This is a genomic window from Bacillus sp. D386, assembly GCF_006346415.1.
In genome coordinates this window covers 139,209-160,769 of the sequence record NZ_VEMV01000002.1, presented here as the reverse complement: position 1 = coordinate 160,769, position 21,561 = coordinate 139,209, and the positions used below count along the sequence as shown (strand labels likewise).

Sequence of the window (21,561 nt, the reverse complement as noted above, 5' to 3'; positions counted from 1 at the left end):
AAAAAAAGCAAATAAAAAAACCCTCAGCAAGTACCTGAGGGCCAAACATTAAGAATGTTCTTTTACAAAGTTATAAACAGAATATCCTAGCATTGCCATTCCGATAAAGAAGACAAACCCGCCTAACAAAACTCCGTTGGAAATACTCTCAAGAACGGTTGTGTTGGAGTATACCTCAATACCATTTGGCTGTATGCTTCCGGAAACTTTAAAATGTCCTATAACAGCAAAAATAATGGAAAGTATAAATAACCCGTATGTTTTTAATTTCATTTGAACCCCACCCTTTGTAGGAATAGTAAAAAAATTTAAATTGTTACAATTATCGTAACAGATTGTGTATATTTTGTGAACAAATAATGCTTAATTATTTTTTTGTTAAGAGATCCTTAATTACGCAGGGCTGATTTCCAGGAATTAATTGTTTGTTGAGCATAAAATTTACGGAAGTAAAAAGGTGAAAAATGAATCATTTAGATTTTGTTATTAGCAATCGGTGCAGTGATGTATTTAGTTTGCGAAAGTAAAACCCAAAGGATCTTATATAGTAGCGAAAGTTGGCGTTGCTAATTTAGAGGGGATACTTCCTTTGAAAAGGTATCCAAATTAATGAAATCAAAAAAGATGTTCATGAGAAAAGGCCAGAGGGCATTTGGCCTCTGACCTGTTTTTTTTCATGGGCTTTCAATTTATGCTAAGATGATTTACTGTCTTTCCAATTTGATAGTAGTAGTTGTTCCCATAGCTGATGCTTCATAGGAAATCACACCATCTTTATAAGTGAAATCTTTAGTGTCAGCACCAGATGCTAACAAGGCACTGTCAGTTTTTTCTTTATCATTTTTAGATGTCCATTCATATTCATTAGTGGATTTAGTTGGCGCTTCATATGTGCCAGACCAGTACAATGATTTTGTTTCCCCTTTATCACTGATCCAGTTGATTTCAATTGTGCCATCTGCAATAGTGGCTTCCTGCCAAGCTTCATCAGAATTGCTATTAATTTGAACCCATGTACCTGAAAGATCTAGTGGTTTAGCAGGTGTATATCCCTCCTGTTTGCTACTAGATGAACCGCCACATGCAACTAACCCCGTGCACATTACAAGTGCAAGTATTATGAAAAAAAATTTCTTCATGTTTTTTTTCCTTTCTCACGTAAGATACCTATTTTTGTAATTACATTTTAATGAACATCAGGGAAGAAAGAAATAGTTTTATGCCTTTTGGTAATAAGTTACATTTTCTTGATGACTGTGTTAAGGCAAAGAGAATTCGAATACTTACGGATTAGGGCCAAAGTAACTTCCAATGTCCATATTGCAGAATGAATGGATGAATTAAACACGGGAAATTTTCAAATTAACTACTACAAGATCCTGCATTTTTTTATTATATGACTGGAGGGGAATAGCTCTATTTGATTGATGAACCTCAGGAAATATAGATAGGATGCAATTATAAGAAGTTAATTGCAATCTTTATTTTTGTATAAATTCATCCTTAAATGAGGCTCTTTTGTTGATAAGCGGCATTAAACGTACTATAGAAAGAGGAATTACACAATATTTGTTGAAATATAAAGAAGTAATCAGGCAATATATATATTATTTTTTAGAGTAATGTCTACAGTGGAAGCTACATGAGTATGAATCAAGGGGAGATATTCAATGGAATTAGCCGCTCCATTCGCGATGGGGAATACAGCAAATATATATCTTTGGGATAATAAGATTATCAAAGTATTTAAAGAGTATTTACCAGCGACGGAAGCAAGGTATGAAGCTAATAAGCAAAAGCTAGTTTTCTCTTTGGGACTTTCTGTTCCAGAAATAGTGGATGTGACAGTAATAGATGGAAAACAAGCAATCATAATGGAGTACATTAAGGGCAGAACATTTGGCAGTATCGTATCTGAAAACATGAGTAAAGCTGAATATTACATGAGTATGTCGATTGATATACAACAGGAAATACATTCGGTTATTGCTGATTCTCTTGAACTCATGACAGATAAATTAATACGCCAAATTGAACAGGCAGCAGTTTTAAAAAGAAAACATAAGGATATTTTGATACAAAAAATGAATGAAATGTCATATGATAAGCGACTTTGCCATGGTGATTTCCATTTATTTAATTTAATCGATTCAGACAATAAAGTAACGATTATTGATTGGGTAGATAGCAGCGTAGGAGATATTCGTGCTGATGTATGTCGGACGTATCTTTTGTATTCAGAAGTTTCAATGGAGTTGGCCGAAATGTATTTGCATCTGTATTGCGTGAGAAGCGGGTTATCAGAAAAGGAGGTTTTGCAGTGGATCCCAATTATTGCTGGAGCAAGATTAGCAGAGCATGTTTCCAAGGGAAAATCTAAACATCTACTGGAAATTGTTCATCAGCAATGTCCGCTATAGGAAGAGATTTATTAAGCTAACCATATGCGTTAGATGGATTTTAATTTACATAATATAATTATGGTTTTGTACTTATATAAAAGTAGACCGTTTAAAAATATAAAAAACTCATCTTAGAGGGTAAGAGAATGGAGGAACCAGTCGATGAGAAACTTTTTTATGGGGATGTTAATTTTCGTTTTACTTCTGATTACAGGTTGTTCAAATAATACAGGTAAAGAAAATGAAGCTAATGCTAATGAATTTCCTCCACATATGAAGGGAGAAGTAATAATTAATGGGATAGAGTATCAGCTGGAAAAAGGAAATTATAAATGGAAAAGGATTAACGGAGAAGAAGAAGAAATGGTGGAAACAGATCACGCCTCTCCTTATCGGATGGCGGACAGCATAGAATCAATTAAGGTTAAATCTAAACAAAAAGCCACTATCCAAATTGACGATAACCCAGATATTAAAATTTATTTATGGAATGAAAAGGGCAGAGGACAAGAAATCGAACATAAAAATAAACAGTTTTATATTCCTGCAAGTAAAGGCCGTTATATATATGAAGTATTAGCTGAATGGAATGATGGAACGATATCTTATACATTTGTGTTAGAAATTGACTAGCATTAAGGTGATCCCAAGAAGTTAGACATGGTTTTCATTAGGCAACTTGGGTAAAATGCGTTAGGTATTACACCGGATTTAATTTTAAATTCGCCTTCATTCGTTTCGTGTTGTAATAGGTTATGATTTTTCTAATTCGATTTTAAAATGCTCTACACATTCAAATTTCTTTCCAATAAAGTAATTCGAGCATTGAACCTTCTTATAATTCACTTTTTGCCCACGGTTCGCTAACTCATCCCGTATACGGCGGTAGCAATAACGTCCAAGCCCTTCATGTTCCTCATAAATCGCTTGAATTTCAGTCTTTAAATCGAAATCTGGGTATGGACGCTCCATCTTCCTTACTAAATTGTAATATGTACCACGTGGGGTGTGTGAAACTGCCACTAGTGCTTTTACCGGGTATTTATACCTTAATTCATAGATGACTTTTACTTTTGTTTGTCGAACTTAAGTGGTACTTTAACCTCATGTATATTTCCTAACATTTCTCTGGAGGATATAGGTACTTTAAACCACCCTCTATCGTTCTCTCTCTAAATTAAACAATATAAATTGATGTAATAATCCTAAAGCGCTTATTAATATATAGGAATATGCGCCTTTACAGGTGTTGATTCTTATACTAAAATATATATTATTTTAATATAGTTTAATACAGGAGATGTGGAAGTTTTTGATTAAATTAGATAATGAAAAGCAAAAATTATACAATAGAAATCTAAATGTTGACATTATTAGAACTATTGCTGTTTTTGCTGTACTCTCAGTTCATTTTTTCTTGAATAATGGTTTTTATTCAGAAAATATTCAGGGAAGAGATATGTTAATTGCTACAATAATGAGAAGCTCTTTTATGATATGTGTGCCATTATTTATAATTTTAACAGGCTATCTAATGTGTTATAAGAAATTATCTAAAAGTTATTATTTTGGTATTATAAAAACACTTTCTATTTATGTACTAGCTACAATATGTATATTAATATATCAAGGTATTTTTTTGAAAAGTGAAATTAGTATAAATCAAGGTATTTTTAACATTTTGTCTTTTAAGCAATATTCTTGGTATGTAGAAATGTATATAGGACTTTTTATGCTAATACCTTTCTTAAATTTGATATATAATAATCTTTCAGAAAAAAAACATAAATTATACTTAATTATTACATTATTGATATTGGTTACTATACCAACAATGACAAATATATATGATTTTTTTACAATGAATTGGATTGATAAGCCTAGTATTTCTAATGATTATCAAAAAATATTACCGTTTTGGTGGTCTGGCCTTTACCCATTAGTTTATTACTTTATTGGTGCTTATATTAGAGAATATAAAGACTCAATAAAGTTATCACTCAGAAAGAATTTCTTTGCAATAATTATTTGTATGATAGTATTTGGTCTGTTTTCATATTGGAGATCATATGATTCCAATTTTATATGGGGTATATGGAGTTCATGGGGAAGCGTAGGGAACGTTATTAACTCTGTTTTGGTGTTTATATTTTTTATCAGAATAAATACTAAATCAGTTAATTTAGTTGTAAGAAAAATTTTTAAAGTAATAGCTGATTTGTCTTTTGGAATTTATATAGTCTCATGGATTTTTGACAAACATTTTTATGCGATTCTTAATGCTAATATCGAAAATGTAGGTGACAAAACTCCATATTATTTCATTATAGTACCAGTTGTATTTTGTTGCTCTCTTATTTTATCTTATATTATTAATGTTATCTATAACGTTATTGCAAAAATTGGTAGTAAAATATCTGGAGTAATAAATTTTTGAGGAGCTTATTTAGCTCCTCTTATTTTTTGAATGCACCAGACTTTAATTCTTTAATATAACATGTATTTTAAACTTAAAAACAAGGATGTATAAAAAATGAAACAGTGAAACACTTGAATCTCTTGTAAATACTGAGTGTAACAGATGTAACGCTTATTTTATTATTAAGTAAGATGTTATTTAAAATATGGATACCTCAAATTATTGTATGGGGATTTAACTTGATATACAGCGGAGATGATAAGATTATTGCTGATTTTCTTGAGCCCATGTCAAAAAATCAGAATATTAAATTGAAATTACTGCTGAGTTAGATGAGCCATTGATTGGTTCGATAGCAGCTCAGTAATTGTCGTGGATGAAGTATTAGCTGAATGGAATGATGGAACGATATCTTATACCTTTGTGTTAGAAATTGAGTAGCATTAATAAGATTAATTAAAGGGTTTCTTTACTGAGTGAATCGCTCCCTGATATTAAATTTAAAATCTCTATTCCTTCATTATCTTAACCATTAAATGTATAATATATGAGGTATAATAGTAAAGTTGCTTCATTTATACATAGAATCTTGGAGAAACCAAGGGATTGTAACAAAAAGTATTGAAGTAAAAGCTTATTCGTATTACTATTTTTAAGTAGATATATAGTGGAAAGAGAGTGTTCATAATGGGACGTAAATGGAATAACATTAAAGAGAAAAAGGCTTCTAAGGATGCTAATACCAGTCGTATTTATGCCAAATTTGGACGTGAAATATACGTAGCTGCAAAACAGGGTGAACCAAGCCCCGAATCTAACCAAGCATTAAAAATGGTACTTGAACGTGCAAAAACATACAGTGTACCAAAAGCAATTATTGATCGTGCGATTGAGAAAGCTAAAGGCGGAGCAGAAGAAAACTATGATGAGCTTCGTTATGAAGGTTTTGGGCCAAATGGTTCCATGGTGATTGTGGATGCATTAACGAATAATGTTAATCGTACAGCTTCAGAAGTCCGTGCAGCGTTTGGTAAGAATGGCGGGAATATGGGTGTCAGCGGATCTGTTGCCTATATGTTTGATGCTACAGCAGTTTTTGGTATTGAAGGGAAAACATCTGATGAAGTGCTTGAATTGCTAATGGAAGCAGATATAGATGTTCGTGATATCCTGGAAGAAGATGAGGCGGTTATCATCTATGCAGAACCGCATCAATTCCATGCTGTTCAAGAAGCATTGAAAAATGTTGGAATTACAGAATTCACTGTGGCAGAGCTTACCATGCTTGCTCAAAATGATGTAACATTGGATCCAGATGCACAGGCGCAATTTGAAAAAATGATTGATGCAATTGAAGATTTAGAGGATGTTCAGCAAGTTTATCATAATGTTGATCTTGGTGAATAATTTTATTTAATGTCTCTCCGGGGTATTCCTTTGGAGAGACTTTTTGTTTAAAGAAGGGGGATACAAGGTAATAAAATGTTAAAACATTTATTACTGGAGGTTTATCATATGCCCTACAAATCTGTTAGTGAACTCCCAGATTCCGTAAAGGACTCGTTACCGCATCATGCTCAGGAAATATTTAAAGAAGCCTTTAATTCGGCAAGAGAAGAATATGATGAAGAAGAAACAGCTTTTAAAGTAGCCTGGAGTGCGGTGAAAAATAAATACAAGAAAAACGATGATGGCGAATGGGTAGAAAAAGAATAGGCTAATTTAAGAGGAATACTCCTTTCGATTATGGAGTATTCCTTGTTTTTTCATAAAGAATTTTTAAATCATAAAATTTAGGGTGATTTAATAAATGAAGATTATCTGATAAGAGAATTTCTTTTAGGGCATCTTCCTTTGAAATGGGGTAGCCAATGCTTTCTTGTTCAATCCATTGCCTTTGTTCAATAATCAGATAGCTGCCATCTTCCAAGCATGATATTCCTTTATGATAGGATAAGCCATCATTTAGTTGCTCCCAGTAATCTCGTTCAGTTTCTCCTTGAATGGATGCAAATAGTATATGTAATGGGTCATTTCCAAATACTTTAGCCATCTGACAATCTCCTTACATAACCGATTTAAGAATATGATGTCCGAATGATATTCAGCTATACGGCTAATTCCTAATTGTATAAATTTAGATAAATCCTCAAATAATGAAATCATAATTCAGAAGAAAAAATAAAAAATCGGCAAGCAATAGTAGCTTACCGATTTTGATTGATAAAGATATGCTTATAGGCTTCTTGCACCTAAGTATTTTGGTTTCCAATAGGATGATGTCATATCAGCCTGTACAACACCGCTGGAGCCAGCGTGGATGAATTTATTGTTTCCAACATAGATTCCCATATGAGAAGCACCGGAAGTATATGTTTCAAAGAATACAAAGTCACCTACAGAAGGTGTGTTTACTTTCTTCATAGTAGAGAAGTAAGTTGCTGTGTTAGTACGTGTAAAGCTTGGGCGTTCTTGTTTAACGATATAGTAAATGAACCCGCTGCAATCGAATCCTGATGGTGTTGTTCCACCCCATTTATAAGGAGTGCCAATTAAACTTTTTGCCGTAGCAACCATGCGCTCAGCTTCTGATTTTGTAACCGTACTGCCTGAAGTGGTACCAGTTGAAGTAGTTGATTTGCTTACAACCAATACTTGTCCAACATAAATGGTGTCGCTTTTTAAATTATTCCAAGATTTTAAGTTTGCAACAGTTGTATTATAGGTATTTGCAATTTTCCATAAAGAATCACCGGATTTTACTGTATATTTCTTTGTAGAAGTGCTTGCAGTCGTATTTTCACCAATATTAAGTGTTTGACCTATGTAAATAGTATCAGACGTTAGGTTGTTTTCCTTTTTGATTGCAGACACAGTAGTATTATATTTAACTGCTAATTTCCATAAAGAATCACCTTTAGAAACTGTGACGGTAGCAGCAGAAGCAGCACCAGCAAAAATAGAAGACGCCAGGACAGCGGTAGCAGTAATAGATAAAACTTTATTCTTCATGTTGACCCCCACTAAACTTAGTAAAATTTTAAAGTACTAGCCTAGTGTAGTAGATTCGACAAAAAATTACTAGGTATGTTTCCTAAATGTAACAAAACAGAAAGTTTATTGTAATAAAAGTGAGTTTTCTGTGTTTTGGATAAGTTTACTTAATTGTAAAATTTTTATATTCAGTAGCGACCTGAGTGTTAACCTCTACATGGTTTATTCGACTATATTTTGGGCCTATTCTAATTTTGCCAAGAAAATGATCCAATGCTTCTTCTGTTCCTTGTGCAACAATTTCTACATCACCATTTACTAAATTACGCACCCACCCATGTATATCATAATCTTTTGCTGTAAGCAGAGTAAAATAGCGAAATCCTACACCTTGAACAATCCCAGAGACAATTATGTGATATTGCTTCATTATTTATCCTCCTATTCTGATATATAGATAGAATCCCAATATCTTTAATCCCAAGCATCTCAAATATTTAGAATTTACATGAGTGTACAAGACTAGGTGCTTCAGCACTACTTGTTTTAAGAATTCATATTTCTATATTTTAATGGTACTTATTTTTTATTTAACTATCAACAATAGGATGACGTACTAACCAAAGCTCTAATGGAATTCCTTATATGGTAGAATATAGTAAATAAAATTTATAGGGAGTAGGAGAGTGTCGTGTTGAAATACATATATTTAGTTCGACATTGTGAGGCTACCGGACAGGGTTCTGAATGTGATTTAACAGAAAAAGGGAAAATACAGGCGAGGGAACTAGCTGATTTTTTTAACTCTATTTCAATAGAGCGTATAGTCTGCAGTCCATATAAAAGGGCAATTGAGTCTTCTGAAGCAATTGCTGAAGAAAAGAATATACAGCTCGAATATGATGATCGTTTAAAGGAACGGATCTTATCTGGACATGATTTACCTGATTGGAAAAATAGATTATACCAATCGTTTTTGGAACGTGATGTTAAATTAGCCGGAGGAGAATCCAGCAATGAGGCTGCTAAAAGAGGTTTTACTGTAATAAAGGAGGCATTGGATAGCGAGAATCTCAATATATTAATCGTAACACATGGTAACTTACTGACTTTAATCCTAAATCATCTGGATGAATCCTTTGGTTACGAAACTTGGTTGGGTCTGACTAATCCGGATGTGTATTGTTTAAAGATAGATGAGGATCAAAGCAATATCACAAGGGTGTGGAAGTAAGTCACTGATGACATCTCCGTTTTTGATTAGCAAGGTGAATAGGAGAGAATAAAATTTAGATTTCATGTCTTAGCATACATATTAATGGTTACTTTCCATGACTCGTTTAAATTTGTCGGAGGTTTATAAAATGAAAAAAAGAATCATTTTAACAGGTGGGGGATCAACTGGGCATGTTGCTGTCAATTTGGCGCTCATTCCCTATTTGATTGAAAGGGATTGGGAGATTTACTATATAGGATCTAAAGAGGGAATTGAAGTCTCTTTGATAAAGGAGTTTGATCGTGTCACTTATTTTCCAATATCCACAGGTAAACTTCGCAGATATATGGATATAAAAAATGTAAAAGACCCTTTTAATATTTTGAAAGGCTTTATGCAATCAAGAAAGATTATTAAGCGGTTACAGCCGTCCATAATCTTTTCAAAAGGTGGCTTTGTTTCCGTTCCTGTCATTCTTGCTGCGGCGAGTAGAAAAGTACCGATCATTTCGCATGAGTCAGACATTACACCAGGGTTGGCCAATAAGCTATCATTGCCTTTTGTTCAAAAAATTTGTTATACCTTTCCGGAGGCTAAAAATCATATTCCTGCAGAAAAGTCTTTTTTCTTAGGGCCCATCGTAAGAGATGAACTGCGTCAGGGTGACCCATCGATTGGAATGAAAATATGCCAATTTAATACAAGGAAACCTGGATTATTGATCATGGGAGGCAGTCAGGGTTCTGAAGCAGTGAATAAGGCTGTGCGTAAGGACTTGGATCGATTGCTCAAAACCTTTAATGTCATTCATTTATGCGGAAAAGGAAAGGTAGATTCCACCCTACATCGTGATGGATATGCTCAGTTTGAATATATTAACCAAGGCTTGGCAGATATATTGGCTATGACAGCTGTGGCTGTTTCAAGGGCCGGTTCAAATTCTATTTTTGAATTTTTAAGTTTAAAAATTCCAATGGTCTTAATCCCGTTATCAAGGAAAGCCAGCAGAGGCGATCAAATCATGAATGCTGAATCATTTAAAAAGCAGGGTTTTGCCTATGTTATTGAAGAGGATGAGCTTTCGTTAAACACGTTAGCTGATAAGGTAGAAACTATATTTAAAAACAAACAGATGATTATCGATAAAATGAACAATTTTGAGGAAGAAGATGGACTGGAACGCTTGTATGAATTGATTGATACCTATAAAATTTAATGTTGAAATGATAAGTATTATTCTATATACGAAAAAAGCATTAAAACAGAACACTAAACAGGATTTGTAGCCAAAAAGTAGGAGTGTCGGAGCAATGAATCTTAAATGTTATACCCAATATGATGGACTTGGGTTAGCGAAGCTTGTAAAGGAAAAACAAGTATCCGCAATAGAATTAATAGAGGACGCATTTGAACAAATAAATGAACTAAATCCTAAAACAAATGCAGTTGTTCGAACTAGATTCGAAAAGGCAATGATGGAAACTGGAAAGTTTGAATCTATATACGGACCTTTTGCAGGAGTACCTATCTTATTAAAAGACTTATCACAATCTATTAAAGGCGAACCGATTACAGCGGGTTCAAAATTACATGTAAATCGGATTGCTAAACGGGATTCTAATTTTGTGAAAAAAATTCGTGAGGCAGGATTTGTCATTATTGGACAGACGAGTTCTCCGGAGTTTGGTCTGAAAAATATTACTGAGCCAGCTGTATATGGAGCGACACGTAATCCATGGAACCTGCAGCATTCATCGGGTGGATCAAGCGGCGGAGCATCAGCCAGTATAACTTCAGGTATGGTCCCAATTAGCGGTGCCAGTGATGGCGGCGGCTCTATTCGTATACCGGCATCATTCACTGGATTAGTAGGCTTGAAGCCAACAAGGGGAAGGACACCCGTTGGTCCAGGTGTGGGCCGCCAATGGCATGGAGCTGCGGTAGATTTTGCCTTAACCAAAACGGTTCGTGATAGTGCAGCTATGCTGGATGCCTTGCAAATCATTCAGCCGGATACTGCCTTTCAGGTACCTTTATATAATGGGAGCTATTTGAAGGAGCTTTCGAATCCATTGAAAGAAAGGTTTAAAATTGCTTTTTCCACAAAGTCTCCGGTGGGAACACCCGTTAGTGAAGAAGCTGTAGAAGCGGTACATAAGACAGTCAAATGGCTGGAACAGGCAGGGTTCACCGTTGAAGAATGTGATAATGGGGTAGATGGAATCCGCCTTATGGAAAATTACTATATTATGAATAGCGGAGAAATGGCAGCAGATATACTGTCCATTGAGGAAGCCATTGGACGGCCGATTACCGTTAATGATATAGAGATAGTCACATGGGTACTCAGAACTGCCGGGCAGAATGTATCAGCTGTTCAATTTACACGCAGTTTAGCTGAATGGGATACGGCAGCTGCACAAATGGCCAGGTTCAATGAGGATTATGATTTGTATTTGACGCCGGCAACAGCTTTCTCAGCTCCAAAGGTGGGCGAATTGACGCATACGGATGAACAGAGCTTGCAGTTATTGAAAGTAAATGAACTAAAACCCTCTGATCAGTTAGCAATGGTCTATGAAATGTTTAAACCAAGTTTAACGTATACGCCTTTTACACAGTTGGCGAACATCATCGGACAGCCTGCGATTAGCTTGCCTGTTCATATGACAGATTCTGGCTTACCCCTTGGAGTGCAATTGATGGCTCCAAAGGGAAGGGAAGATTGGCTTCTTAAAATAGGAGCGTTGTTAGAGCAATCCGATATATGGGTTGGACAGAAAGGGAATCCATATATTGGATGGTGATAAAAGTGATAGATCGACTAGAAGATGCGTGTAATTCAGTTGGTCAATTAAAACAGTCATTTCACTTGTTTATATTTATGAGAATTCCTATATATCGAAAATATCTTCCGTTTACATTTTCAACATGATATATTAATAATACGAAAATTTAAAACAATCATAAGTGCTCACTATTGTGAGGTAAAAGGGAATCCAGTGTAAATCTGGAACAGCCCCCGCTACTGTAAGAGCTGATGAAATCACGTGACCACCTTTAAATGAGGGAAGGTGTGAGAGTAAAGTGAAGCTCAGAGTCAGGAAACCTGCTTATGAATGTGTATTGCTTACTTTTCGGTGGGAAAAGGGATGGCGAACGTAGAGATGATTGTGTCTTTGCGCTGATTTTGACAGCGTTTTTTTGTCTGTGCATGAATCAAGCCTGTTTTCCTTAACCGGGAAGACAGGCTTTTTTATGTTTAATATTTCAGCGTGAATTCGCTAAATATAATAAATTTTGGAAAAGGGAGAATAGTGAGATGAAAAAGATTGCAAGCTTATCACTTTTGGTGTTCTTATCCGTTTTTGCATTGTTTGCATGCGGAAATGATGAGACAGTAAACAACCAGAAAAATGAAACAAACCAGGAAACTAGCGAGTATCCGAAAACACTGACAGATGGTCGTGGAGAAAAGGTAACAATAAAAGAAAAACCTTCAAGGATTGTTTCAACAACGTTGGCCATTGATGAATATTTATTGCCATTGGCAGAAGAGGAACGGATTGCAGCGGTTACGAAAATGTCTACAGACTCAGGGATTTCGAATGTAGCAGATCTAACAGATGGAATTGATACAAAAATTGAATCAGTCACATCTGAATTGGTGCTGTCACTTCAGCCTGATTTAGTGCTGATTCCTTCCTATGTAGATCCTGAGGTTCTTAAACAAATTGATGCAGCAGACATCACCACCTACCAACTTAAAGATGATTCCTCTATATCAGGTGTATTGGATGGTCTAATGGAGGTTGGTACCATTGTTGGCGAGGAAGATAAAGCAGAAGAAATCATAGCTGATGTCAAAAAGAGGATGTCAGATTTACAAACGAAAGCAAAAGCACAAACAGATAAAAAACGAGTGGTTTACTGGACACAGCAAAATTCTTCAGTTACTGAGAATACTACAATAGGAGAAATCATCACCTTAGCAGGCGGGATAAATGCCATTACAGAAGCGGGCATTACCGGTGAAGAGTATCCTGATTATCCGAATCTTTCAAAGGAAAAATTAGTTGAGTTAAATCCAGATGTGATTATTACAAGTGATTGGCAGTATGATGGCTCAAAAGCAACATTCGTCGAGGAATGGAAAAAGGATCCGGCACTTAAAAATCTTAAAGCCTTTAAGAATAATGAAGTGCATGTGATAGATAGCGCAAATTTAACAACGGCTTCCCATTTTGTGATTGAGGGAGCAGAAGATATTTATCAAGTTTTATATGGAGAATAATATGGTTTGTAAACAGTCTAAACAGGTTCTTATTTTTGGAATCCTGATTTGTTCCTTGCTCGTATCGTTACTTTTAGCAACCATGTATGGCGGGGTCATCGTTCCATTTACGGAAACTGTGAAAGTATTACTCTCACTGCTTCCATTTATAGAGTTTGACTATAACCCAATGTATGAAACAATCCTTGTGCAGATTCGCCTGGGGCGGGTTGTTGTGGCTGGATTAGTCGGGGCAGCCTTGGCAATATCGGGAGTCGTGATGCAAAGTGTGTTTCGCAACCCGATGGCTGACCCCGGCATAATTGGTGTTTCATCAGGTGGAGCATTCGGAGGTGTACTGGCCATCTATTTTGGTTTGGCCGCGATCCATTCTCTTTTCGTCCCATTAATGGGCTTTATCCTGGCTGCATTGACTTTGTTTGCAATTTATATGATTGCGACCAATCAAGGAAGGACCTCAGTACTGACATTGCTGCTGACGGGTATTGCGATTAGTTCTTTTTTATCAGCCTGTACCTCTCTGCTAATCTCTTTTTCGAATGCAGGAGTGATGCAGCAGATTGTCCAATGGATGATGGGGAACTTAAACGGGCGTGATTGGAGTCATGTACAAATATTAACTGTTCCTGTTTTATTTTCGATTTGTGTCTTTTTGTACCATGCCAACGACTTAGATATCTTTCTGCTGGGTGAAGAGCAGGCCCAGAATATGGGGATTTCCGTTCAGCGCACCCGTAATCTATTGTTAATTACTGCTTCATTAGTAACTGGAATGAGTGTCTCATTAACGGGAGCCATCGGTTTTGTTGGTCTGATTGTCCCTCATATGATCCGTATGATCATTGGGCCCTCGCATCGAAATTTACTACTGGCTAGTGTCTTAGGGGGAGCGAGTTTCTTGATTCTTGCTGACTTAATATCCCGTTTGGCCATTAGGCCTGCTGAGATTCAAATCGGTATTATTACAGCTTTTTTTGGCGCTCCGTTTTTCCTTTATTTAATTTTAATAAATAAAAAGAAGGGGGAAATCTGAGATGACAGCTATTTTGAATGCGGAGAAACTCAGCTTTAGCCGTGGCAAACAGGTGATTTTAAAAGCAATGGATATCTCTTTGGAAACTAACCAATTTACCTGCTTGATTGGTCCGAACGGTACCGGAAAATCTACTTTACTGCGCTTAATGGCAGGATTGCTAAAGCCACCTGCAGGGTCAATAGCCTTTAAGAATCATGCTCTCTCTGAGATGACTACTCTTGAAGTGGCCAAAGCAATCACCTACATGCCACAAAGCACGGTCCTTGACTATGAATTTACAGTGAGTCAGGTAGTACTTATGGGAAGGCATCCGCATCGGAAGAAATGGCAATTCTCACAAAAAGATGATAATCAATTGGCAGAGAAAGCGATGAAACAAACAGGAATTTATCATTTAAGAGACCGTTATATCACATCCCTTTCAGGAGGAGAACGTCAGCTTGTTTTCTTAGCTAAAGCCATCACTCAGAATTCTGAGGTTATTTTGTTGGATGAGCCAACTTCAGATCTGGATATTTATCATCAGGTCCAAATTGCCGAGGTCATCCGGGAGCTTGTAAAAGAGGGAAAGGCTGTCTTCGCGGCAATCCATGATATTAATTTAGCCACTCGCTATTGTGATCGACTCATGCTTATGGGAAATGGAGAACTCATTGCAGCAGGGGAACCGGAACAAGTCATTACAGATCATAATTTAATGCGTGTTTTTCAAACCCACACGTATACCTATAATGATTCCTATTTTGGGAAAAGGCAGATGATTCCTTATGCCATAGATATAAAAGGGGAGGCATGAGGAGTAAGGATTTCGTTATATTTCTATACATACATGAGCGATGGCCTTCTATGTGAATAAAGTAAACGGCATCGCGGAGGGTCACCATTTCATACGAAATTCCATGTTTTAAATAAGGAGGAATGAACCTTGAAAAAAGACTGGCGCTACTCCAGTTATCCATTCATGAAAGAAAAAACTTGTTTAGTTGATTATGAAATTCGCACTGATAGTTTAACAACAAGGATTGGGGCTGTATTCCCATTATTGACTGAGAAGGAGCAAGCAGTCATTGATGACCTTCGTATGGTTCAAGCGCTATGCTATCATGTGAACGGTTCTGTGCGCGGAAAATTGGCGATAACTGAAGCAGATTTACAGTGGTTGAGTGATAGATATGATTTTTATGTTGAGAAAACAGGGGAAAATGTAAAACAATTCGTCTTACCGCAAGGAAGCAACGCCGCATGCGCACTTCATGTCGTACGCAATGAGGCCAAGAAATCCTATCGTGCCCTGCATAAAGTTAGTGAAGAGCGAGAAGTGCCAGACATCTTATTTGATTTCCTAGGATTGCTCGCTAATGTTTGTTTTGTAATGGCTGTTTACGTCAATCAGGTGAATGGGATACAGGAAATTCCTTTTGTCAGTAAATCATATGCCGTAAAAAAGAATTAAAAATGATCATCCTTCTTTTGTTATGGATAAAATGAAGCAACAGAGTTCATGATTAGTGGATGGGAAACAGGTATAGCCTAGAAAACAAAAACGGAGTGCAAAATGAACTGCTAGCCCGGTCCCGGCTTTATTCAAGGTGTATGGAGGACCCGAAATTGTGCAGGATGCAGGGTATTATTTATATGAAAAGTACCAATTCGAGCCAGACCGGATTTTTTCGGAAGACGACTATATAAATATAGGAGATGTGCCTTATAAGGCAATCTGGACACCTGGGCACTCTCCGGACCATTTTTGTTTTCTTGATGAGGATCAGGGTATTCTTTTTGTCGGGGACCACTTACTAAACGTCATCAATCCGATTGTTCTTATCCAGCAGGCAGGTGAAAATCCATTGAGGGATTATATGCAAGCCATCTGGAAAATTGAACAATGTTCAGTACGTTATATGCTGACCGGTCATAAGGAAATGATCGAAAATCCCTCAGGAAGAATCCGGGATTTAAAGAACCACTACCGGAAAAGATGGATGCAGATTTATGAAAAAGTTGATTATGAAGGGAAAAGCGCCTTCGATATATCCAAGCAAATATATGGACGGGATCCGAGTTGCGCACGTACTCTATCAGGATTTATGCAGACCATTACTAATTTGGAATACCTGCAATCAATTGGTTTTGTTCGAAAAGAAGATAGAGATGGCATGTTTTATTTTTATAAATCATGTTGATTTTCAACTCAAAACAAGGGAACTCTAGTGTTAAGGAGTTCCCTGTTAATTCAACTTTTATAAAATTATTTGAAAAGCAGTTACTTTACAATATAAGTTCATCTTATAAGTTCATCTTTCTCTATATCAAAAGTATTTTTATCAATTGAATAACATTTGACTTCTTTCTCTACAGCATTGTTCTTATTTTTGGAATTCAGATTCCCCATTACCAGCATATTGCTTTCAAATAACTCCTTCTTTTAAAAACAAATATACGCTATTCAAGTTAGCGTTGGATAAATTGATTTATTCTTCTTCGGCATTTTCAATTTCTTTTATATCATTAGTGGAAATAAATAAACTAAGCAGAGCCATCATTTTGAGGGAACTATTTTAACCATGGGGCCGTTGAATGACGGTCTTTTTAATGCTCTAAACGGATTGAACTTTAGCTCTTTGTGTACATCATTTTAATTTTCCTCCAACAATCACGAGAATGTATCTATAGGAGAGTAACTTTCAGGGATGAATTTTTTTCTAGTTGATGAGTACATATATCTGATAATACGATAGATTTAGCGAAATACTTAACTACAGGACGTGATTGAATGATGAAGCAACGAATCTTAATTATAGAAGATGAACCACAGCTGGCCAGACTTCTGCAACTAGAATTGCAGTTTGAAAAGTTCGAATCGGATATTGCCCATACCGGCCGGGAAGGATTGGATAAATTCAAGGAAGGGAGTTATGATCTTGTTTTGCTTGATCTTATGCTGCCAGAGCTAAACGGCATGGAAGTATTGCAACAGATAAGGAACTCAGGATCATGCACACCTATTATTTTATTAACAGCTAAAAATGAAGTGAAAGACAAGGTTGCTGGATTAAATTTGGGAGCCAATGATTATGTGACAAAACCATTTGAATTTGAGGAGCTGCTGGCCAGGATACGGGTGAATTTACGATTTAGTCCAGCTTCCCTTCCAACTGTTACCCCTCCATTAAATCAATTCAGTTTTGGCCCAATTCAAGTGAATTTAGATAGCCATGATGTGCTGAAAGATGGAAAGGTGATTGAACTGACCCCGCGTGAATTTGATTTACTTGTCCATTTTATTCGGAATGCACGCATTGTCCAAACGAGAGAGCAAATTTTAGATGCTGTATGGGGGTTTGATTATTATGGAGATACAAATGTCGTGGATGTCTATGTCCGCTACCTTCGTCAAAAGCTTGGGAATCAGGTGATTCAAACGGTACGGAGCGTTGGCTATGTTATGAAGGAGGAATAGGATGTGAAATTACAAACAAAGATTAATTTGTTATCAACTGTCCTTACTCTTTTCTTTTTTTGTCTGAGCTTTATCGGCATTTATTATTTCTATAAGTATTTAGCCTATGATACAGAGTACGAGCGGCTAAAAGGATATGGAGATGAAATGCTGGCTGCAATCAGTGAATTAGACAGTGCAGATAATATTGATACTTTATTACGTTCCTATATTCCGCAGAATGGGATGATCCATATAACCGATTCGAATGATCATGCCTTTTTACGCCTGCAGGCTACTTCTACAACAGATAAAATGAATTATGAGATAAATGAAAATGACAGATACACCATCTCTGAGTGGGAAGGTGTACTGATAATGGCCATCCGCTATCCGATGGTCTGGCCGGATTATTCACTTGTCAACGTGCATTTTGTCCAGCCTTTGGGTGAAGTGTCTGAAAATATGGCTATCTTAAAATGGATCTTGATCTTAATCACCTTGCTGGCGATCATCCCGATTCACTTAGCAAGCCAGCTGCTTGTTCGCTTGATTGCTATCCCAATTCAAAGGCTGACTAGCACGATGCGTCGAAACATTTCACAGTCGAGGTATGAGAAACTAGAAACACCCGCAAATAAAAAAGATGAAATTGCTGAGATGACTTATACGTATAATTCACTCATGGATAAGTTAGAGGACAGCTATGCAAAGCAGCAGCAATTTGTCGGAAATGCTTCACATGAACTGAAAACACCGCTCACGATAATTGAATCATATGCAAAGCTTCTCCAGAGAAGAGGTTTTGAAAATGAAGACATCAATCACGAGGCATTAGAGGCAATCACGAATCAAACAGCCCAAATGAAAGCGATGATGGAACAAATGCTTGAGCTGGCTAAAGCGAATGAAACATTACAGATCAAGTGGGAGACCATTTCGTCGAGGGAGCTTTTCTCAGATACCGTGATCAGCTTTCGACAAGCTTATAAAAGGGACATTAATCTACATGCAGAAGATTTTACGTTAGCGACGGATGTATCAAAGCTGAAACAGATTATCTTTATCTTACTTGATAATGCCCGCAAATATAGTGAGGACAAGATTGATGTATTCATAAAAAATGGCCAAAACGTGACCATTACAATCCAGGATTATGGCGTAGGGATCACTGAGGAAGATATCCCTCATCTCTTTGACCGTTTTTATCGAGTGGCAAAGGACCGTAATCGCCAAACAGGGGGAACAGGTCTTGGTCTTGCGATTGCAAAGGATCTTGTTGAATTACTTCAGGGAACGATTACCGTAACAAGTGAGGTTGGCATGGGAACAGCTTTTACCGTAACACTGCCTAAGGAGGAGCCCGCATATGAAAATTAACTGTACTTGGATATTGCCAGTTCTCCTTTTGATAGGGATCATTAGCTTATCGCTTTATGCCTATAACCAGATTTTGACGAAGACAATTTTTGGAGAAGCGGAGATAAAAAATCGGGTAGAGTCTCTATTTAACGGCCAAGTCCAGTCCGTTACGAAAATAAAAGATCAATATGAAGTAACTTTTTCAAAAAATGACTTCCTATATGAAGTGTCAGTTGATGAAACGGAAGGGACGTTCAGTAATATTTCGCTGATTAAAGAAGGTATGATAAAAGAAGAACCACCTAAGGAAGAAATTCCAGAGGAAGTGGCACCAGCAGAAGAGGAAAAGACAGAGGAAAAACCAACAATTGAAGAACCTGAAGCGGTAAAGCCGTTAACCGAACAACAGGTGATTGAAATTGCTCGTTCGAAATTTAATGGTGAAGTGGACGAGATTGAGTTTGTAGGTACGAATGAGGGTGGCTATTATAATGTGGACATTGAAACCGCTGAGGACGAGGCAACCCTTCAAATACATGCACTAACTGGTGAAATTTTAACAATCACGTATGATGATTAGTATTCTCATCATTTTCTAATGTTTTCATTTCTTTCTCATGAAACTCTAATTTTTCTCTAATTTACGTTTAATGTTGCCACTATACAATACAAGTAAGTTAAAGAATAAAGGAGAGTTCATCATGAAAAAATTAGGGATAATGTTAACAATTTCAGCAGCTGTAATAGGAGGATTTTTCATCGCACATTCTACGACAAACGGATCCGCTGCGACACAGACTACAGAAAGTACAAAACTAATCACAGAAAAAGAAGCTAAGGAAATTGCATTAAAAAAATTCAACGGAACGATTACGGAGGTTGATTTTGATCAAGATTATCAGCACCCGCATTACGAGTTTGAAATCCAAAGCAATAATAAAGAAGTAAATATTGATGTTGATGCAAAGACTGGTAAGGCAACCATTACGGAGAGCGAACTAGCTGAAAAAGAAAATTCAGCCAGCACGAAACCAGTACAAAACAATCAGTCAGTATCTAAAGAGCAAGACGACGATGATGATGTAAAGGCATTTTCATCTCAACCAGCTGCTGCAAAACCAAGCTCAACTAAGCAGAACGAAGCTGTAACATCAAACCAAACAAATGCAGCTAATACTCGAACAGCTAAACCGAATGCAGCTAAGACCCAAAAAGCAATCATCACAAAAGCAGAGGCCATTAAAATTGCTTCAACTGTCGCTAAAGGAACAGTAACAAAAGTTGAATTAGACAACGATAATGATGATCAAACTAAGACTTATGAACTGGAATTCAAAGACGGAAACGTAGAATATGATGTTGAAGTAGATGCATATACAGGAAAAATCATTGAAGTCAATCAAGATATGGAGGACTAATCAGGAAAAATCCTTTATGATTCGATAAAAAGAAAAGCACGATTCTTTCATAATTAAAGAAGGAATCGTGCTTTTTTATGAGTGGAAAGAGGACACATTAGTAGGGAATTTCATTCTACCCATGTTACGATCAAATTATATTTAAAGAAACAAGTAGAAGAAAAATTGGAGTTAATTAAACCGGTAACTAAATACAATAGGAGTGTTGCCACCGTGCTGGATAAATTTAAACAGAAATTTAACGAAATAAGTAAAAATGGAGTCACCGTCCCTATTAAGCCAGTAATGTTAGAACAGCTCATAAAAAGACAGTCTGGTCAAAAAGAAATAAAAGTAGAAATTACAACAGGCCACCTGAACATTCGCGGTACAACAGATAAAAATGTTTCATATATGATAAGTCTGAAACCTATTCATATGGAAAAAAGAATGATTATTTTTGAAATTGAGAGTTTGAAGCCTACTGATATGAATAAAGATGAAATTAAAATTTTTAACAGTCCGCCATTTTCAGATTCTACAAATCAGACGGTTAAAATGGATTTTAATTCCTGGGATATCGTCAAAAAGATACCTGTTGGAAAAATTAAATCGTATGAGATGAATGATGGGACAATCAAGTTAACATTATCATTATAAAGAAGAGCGAGGATTTCCGTAAAAGTGCGGAAATCCTTTTTTTGGACCAAAAAGATTATACGCAGCAGCTATTATAAACAGAGATACTCAAAATCATTCATATACTTCGCACTGGTTATGAGGTAGAACAAGTTTTGTGTATTTGCCCGTTTTTATGTTACTTTACGACTAAAATAATTAATAAGTATTCGTAAATCAAAATGTGTAATTAGATTATATTTAAAAATAGAATTATTGGCTGTGGAAAGTGGAGAGTGAAAAAAGGAAAATGCCAGAAACCAACTATTACTGTAAGTTAAAAATATAATATGAATATGGAAATTCAGTTGATAAAAACGTTAT

General features: G+C 36.2%; 23 protein-coding genes, 1 pseudogene and 1 riboswitch. Of the genes and pseudogenes, 18 read left to right on the top strand and 6 right to left on the bottom strand.

The window, feature by feature from the left end; translation table 11 throughout:
* Positions 1–48 precede the first annotated feature (48 nt).
* Entirely contained in the window at positions 49–273 is a 225-nt protein-coding gene (locus FHY45_RS05795; protein WP_139891144.1) for a hypothetical protein, read from the bottom strand.
* A 431-nt stretch (positions 274–704) separates the two neighbouring features.
* Positions 705–1,139, bottom strand: a complete 435-nt coding sequence (locus FHY45_RS05790; protein WP_066099846.1) for an LptM family lipoprotein — start codon at positions 1,137–1,139, stop codon at positions 705–707.
* 531 nt (positions 1,140–1,670) lie between these two features.
* Between FHY45_RS05790 and FHY45_RS05785 the strand changes: the two genes are divergently transcribed.
* A complete protein-coding gene (locus FHY45_RS05785) occupies positions 1,671–2,420 on the top strand; it encodes an aminoglycoside phosphotransferase family protein (RefSeq protein WP_139891143.1) in 750 nt (249 codons plus the stop codon).
* A 144-nt stretch (positions 2,421–2,564) separates the two neighbouring features.
* A complete protein-coding gene (locus FHY45_RS05780; protein ID WP_139891142.1) occupies positions 2,565–3,035 on the top strand; it encodes a hypothetical protein in 471 nt (156 codons plus the stop codon).
* A gap of 192 nt (positions 3,036–3,227) precedes the next feature.
* Here the strand turns inward: FHY45_RS05780 and FHY45_RS20845 are convergent.
* Positions 3,228–3,485: pseudogene (locus FHY45_RS20845) on the bottom strand (IS3 family transposase); the annotation flags it as partial.
* A gap of 229 nt (positions 3,486–3,714) precedes the next feature.
* Between FHY45_RS20845 and FHY45_RS05770 the strand changes: the two are divergent.
* From FHY45_RS05770 to FHY45_RS05760, 3 genes are all read left to right on the top strand, one after another.
* Positions 3,715–4,839 carry an acyltransferase gene (locus FHY45_RS05770; protein WP_180349904.1) on the top strand — a complete coding sequence of 375 codons (1,125 nt, stop codon included), beginning with the start codon at positions 3,715–3,717 and terminating at the stop codon, positions 4,837–4,839.
* A 669-nt stretch (positions 4,840–5,508) separates the two neighbouring features.
* Positions 5,509–6,228 carry a YebC/PmpR family DNA-binding transcriptional regulator gene (locus FHY45_RS05765; RefSeq protein WP_066099835.1) on the top strand — a complete coding sequence of 240 codons (720 nt, stop codon included), beginning with the start codon at positions 5,509–5,511 and terminating at the stop codon, positions 6,226–6,228.
* Positions 6,229–6,336: 108 nt separating this feature from the next.
* Positions 6,337–6,537 carry a ChaB family protein gene (locus FHY45_RS05760; RefSeq protein WP_066102205.1) on the top strand — a complete coding sequence of 67 codons (201 nt, stop codon included), beginning with the start codon at positions 6,337–6,339 and terminating at the stop codon, positions 6,535–6,537.
* 28 nt (positions 6,538–6,565) lie between these two features.
* Here the strand turns inward: FHY45_RS05760 and FHY45_RS05755 are convergent, their stop codons facing one another.
* The 3 genes from FHY45_RS05755 to FHY45_RS05745 all read right to left on the bottom strand — a co-directional run bounded on the left by FHY45_RS05755 (position 6,566) and on the right by FHY45_RS05745 (position 8,245).
* Positions 6,566–6,874, bottom strand: a complete 309-nt coding sequence (locus FHY45_RS05755; protein WP_066099832.1) for a hypothetical protein — start codon at positions 6,872–6,874, stop codon at positions 6,566–6,568.
* Positions 6,875–7,056: 182 nt separating this feature from the next.
* Positions 7,057–7,833, bottom strand: a complete 777-nt coding sequence (locus FHY45_RS05750) for a C40 family peptidase (protein ID WP_066099829.1) — start codon at positions 7,831–7,833, stop codon at positions 7,057–7,059.
* Positions 7,834–7,978: 145 nt separating this feature from the next.
* On the bottom strand, positions 7,979–8,245 hold the full coding sequence (locus FHY45_RS05745) for an acylphosphatase (RefSeq protein WP_066099827.1): 267 nt from the start codon (positions 8,243–8,245) through the stop codon (positions 7,979–7,981).
* Between the two features lie 261 nt (positions 8,246–8,506).
* Here FHY45_RS05745 and FHY45_RS05740 point away from each other — a divergent pair, with 261 nt between their 5' ends.
* From FHY45_RS05740 to FHY45_RS05680, 13 genes are all read left to right on the top strand, one after another.
* The gene (locus FHY45_RS05740; RefSeq protein ID WP_254654674.1) at positions 8,507–9,049 is read left to right on the top strand and encodes a histidine phosphatase family protein; all 543 of its coding nucleotides are present in this window, start codon (positions 8,507–8,509) and stop codon (positions 9,047–9,049) included.
* A gap of 130 nt (positions 9,050–9,179) precedes the next feature.
* A complete protein-coding gene (locus tag FHY45_RS05735; RefSeq protein WP_066099816.1) occupies positions 9,180–10,247 on the top strand; it encodes an undecaprenyldiphospho-muramoylpentapeptide beta-N-acetylglucosaminyltransferase in 1,068 nt (355 codons plus the stop codon).
* A 94-nt stretch (positions 10,248–10,341) separates the two neighbouring features.
* Entirely contained in the window at positions 10,342–11,838 is a 1,497-nt protein-coding gene (locus FHY45_RS05730) for an amidase (protein WP_139891139.1), read from the top strand.
* 144 nt (positions 11,839–11,982) lie between these two features.
* Positions 11,983–12,162: riboswitch (cobalamin riboswitch) on the top strand.
* A 191-nt stretch (positions 12,163–12,353) separates the two neighbouring features.
* Positions 12,354–13,325: an ABC transporter substrate-binding protein gene (locus FHY45_RS05725; protein WP_139891138.1), complete on the top strand. Its 972-nt coding sequence runs from the start codon at positions 12,354–12,356 to the stop codon at positions 13,323–13,325.
* 1 nt (position 13,326) lies between these two features.
* Positions 13,327–14,358, top strand: a complete 1,032-nt coding sequence (locus FHY45_RS05720; RefSeq protein ID WP_180349903.1) for a FecCD family ABC transporter permease — start codon at positions 13,327–13,329, stop codon at positions 14,356–14,358.
* Position 14,359: 1 nt separating this feature from the next.
* Entirely contained in the window at positions 14,360–15,157 is a 798-nt protein-coding gene (locus FHY45_RS05715; RefSeq protein ID WP_139891136.1) for an ABC transporter ATP-binding protein, read from the top strand.
* A 129-nt stretch (positions 15,158–15,286) separates the two neighbouring features.
* Positions 15,287–15,814, top strand: a complete 528-nt coding sequence (locus FHY45_RS05710; RefSeq protein ID WP_139891135.1) for a hypothetical protein — start codon at positions 15,287–15,289, stop codon at positions 15,812–15,814.
* Positions 15,815–15,971: 157 nt separating this feature from the next.
* Positions 15,972–16,544 carry an MBL fold metallo-hydrolase gene (locus tag FHY45_RS05705; protein ID WP_180349902.1) on the top strand — a complete coding sequence of 191 codons (573 nt, stop codon included), beginning with the start codon at positions 15,972–15,974 and terminating at the stop codon, positions 16,542–16,544.
* A 593-nt stretch (positions 16,545–17,137) separates the two neighbouring features.
* Positions 17,138–17,821 carry a response regulator transcription factor gene (locus FHY45_RS05700; protein ID WP_139891549.1) on the top strand — a complete coding sequence of 228 codons (684 nt, stop codon included), beginning with the start codon at positions 17,138–17,140 and terminating at the stop codon, positions 17,819–17,821.
* Between the two features lie 3 nt (positions 17,822–17,824).
* Entirely contained in the window at positions 17,825–19,180 is a 1,356-nt protein-coding gene (locus FHY45_RS05695) for a sensor histidine kinase (protein ID WP_139891133.1), read from the top strand.
* The gene (locus tag FHY45_RS05690) at positions 19,170–19,742 is read left to right on the top strand and encodes a PepSY domain-containing protein (protein ID WP_139891132.1); all 573 of its coding nucleotides are present in this window, start codon (positions 19,170–19,172) and stop codon (positions 19,740–19,742) included. The genes FHY45_RS05695 and FHY45_RS05690 overlap by 11 nt, the downstream gene beginning before the upstream one ends.
* 121 nt (positions 19,743–19,863) lie before the next feature.
* A complete protein-coding gene (locus FHY45_RS05685) occupies positions 19,864–20,580 on the top strand; it encodes a PepSY domain-containing protein (RefSeq protein WP_180349900.1) in 717 nt (238 codons plus the stop codon).
* A 213-nt stretch (positions 20,581–20,793) separates the two neighbouring features.
* The gene (locus FHY45_RS05680; RefSeq protein WP_139891130.1) at positions 20,794–21,219 is read left to right on the top strand and encodes a hypothetical protein; all 426 of its coding nucleotides are present in this window, start codon (positions 20,794–20,796) and stop codon (positions 21,217–21,219) included.
* Positions 21,220–21,561: the final 342 nt, after the last annotated feature.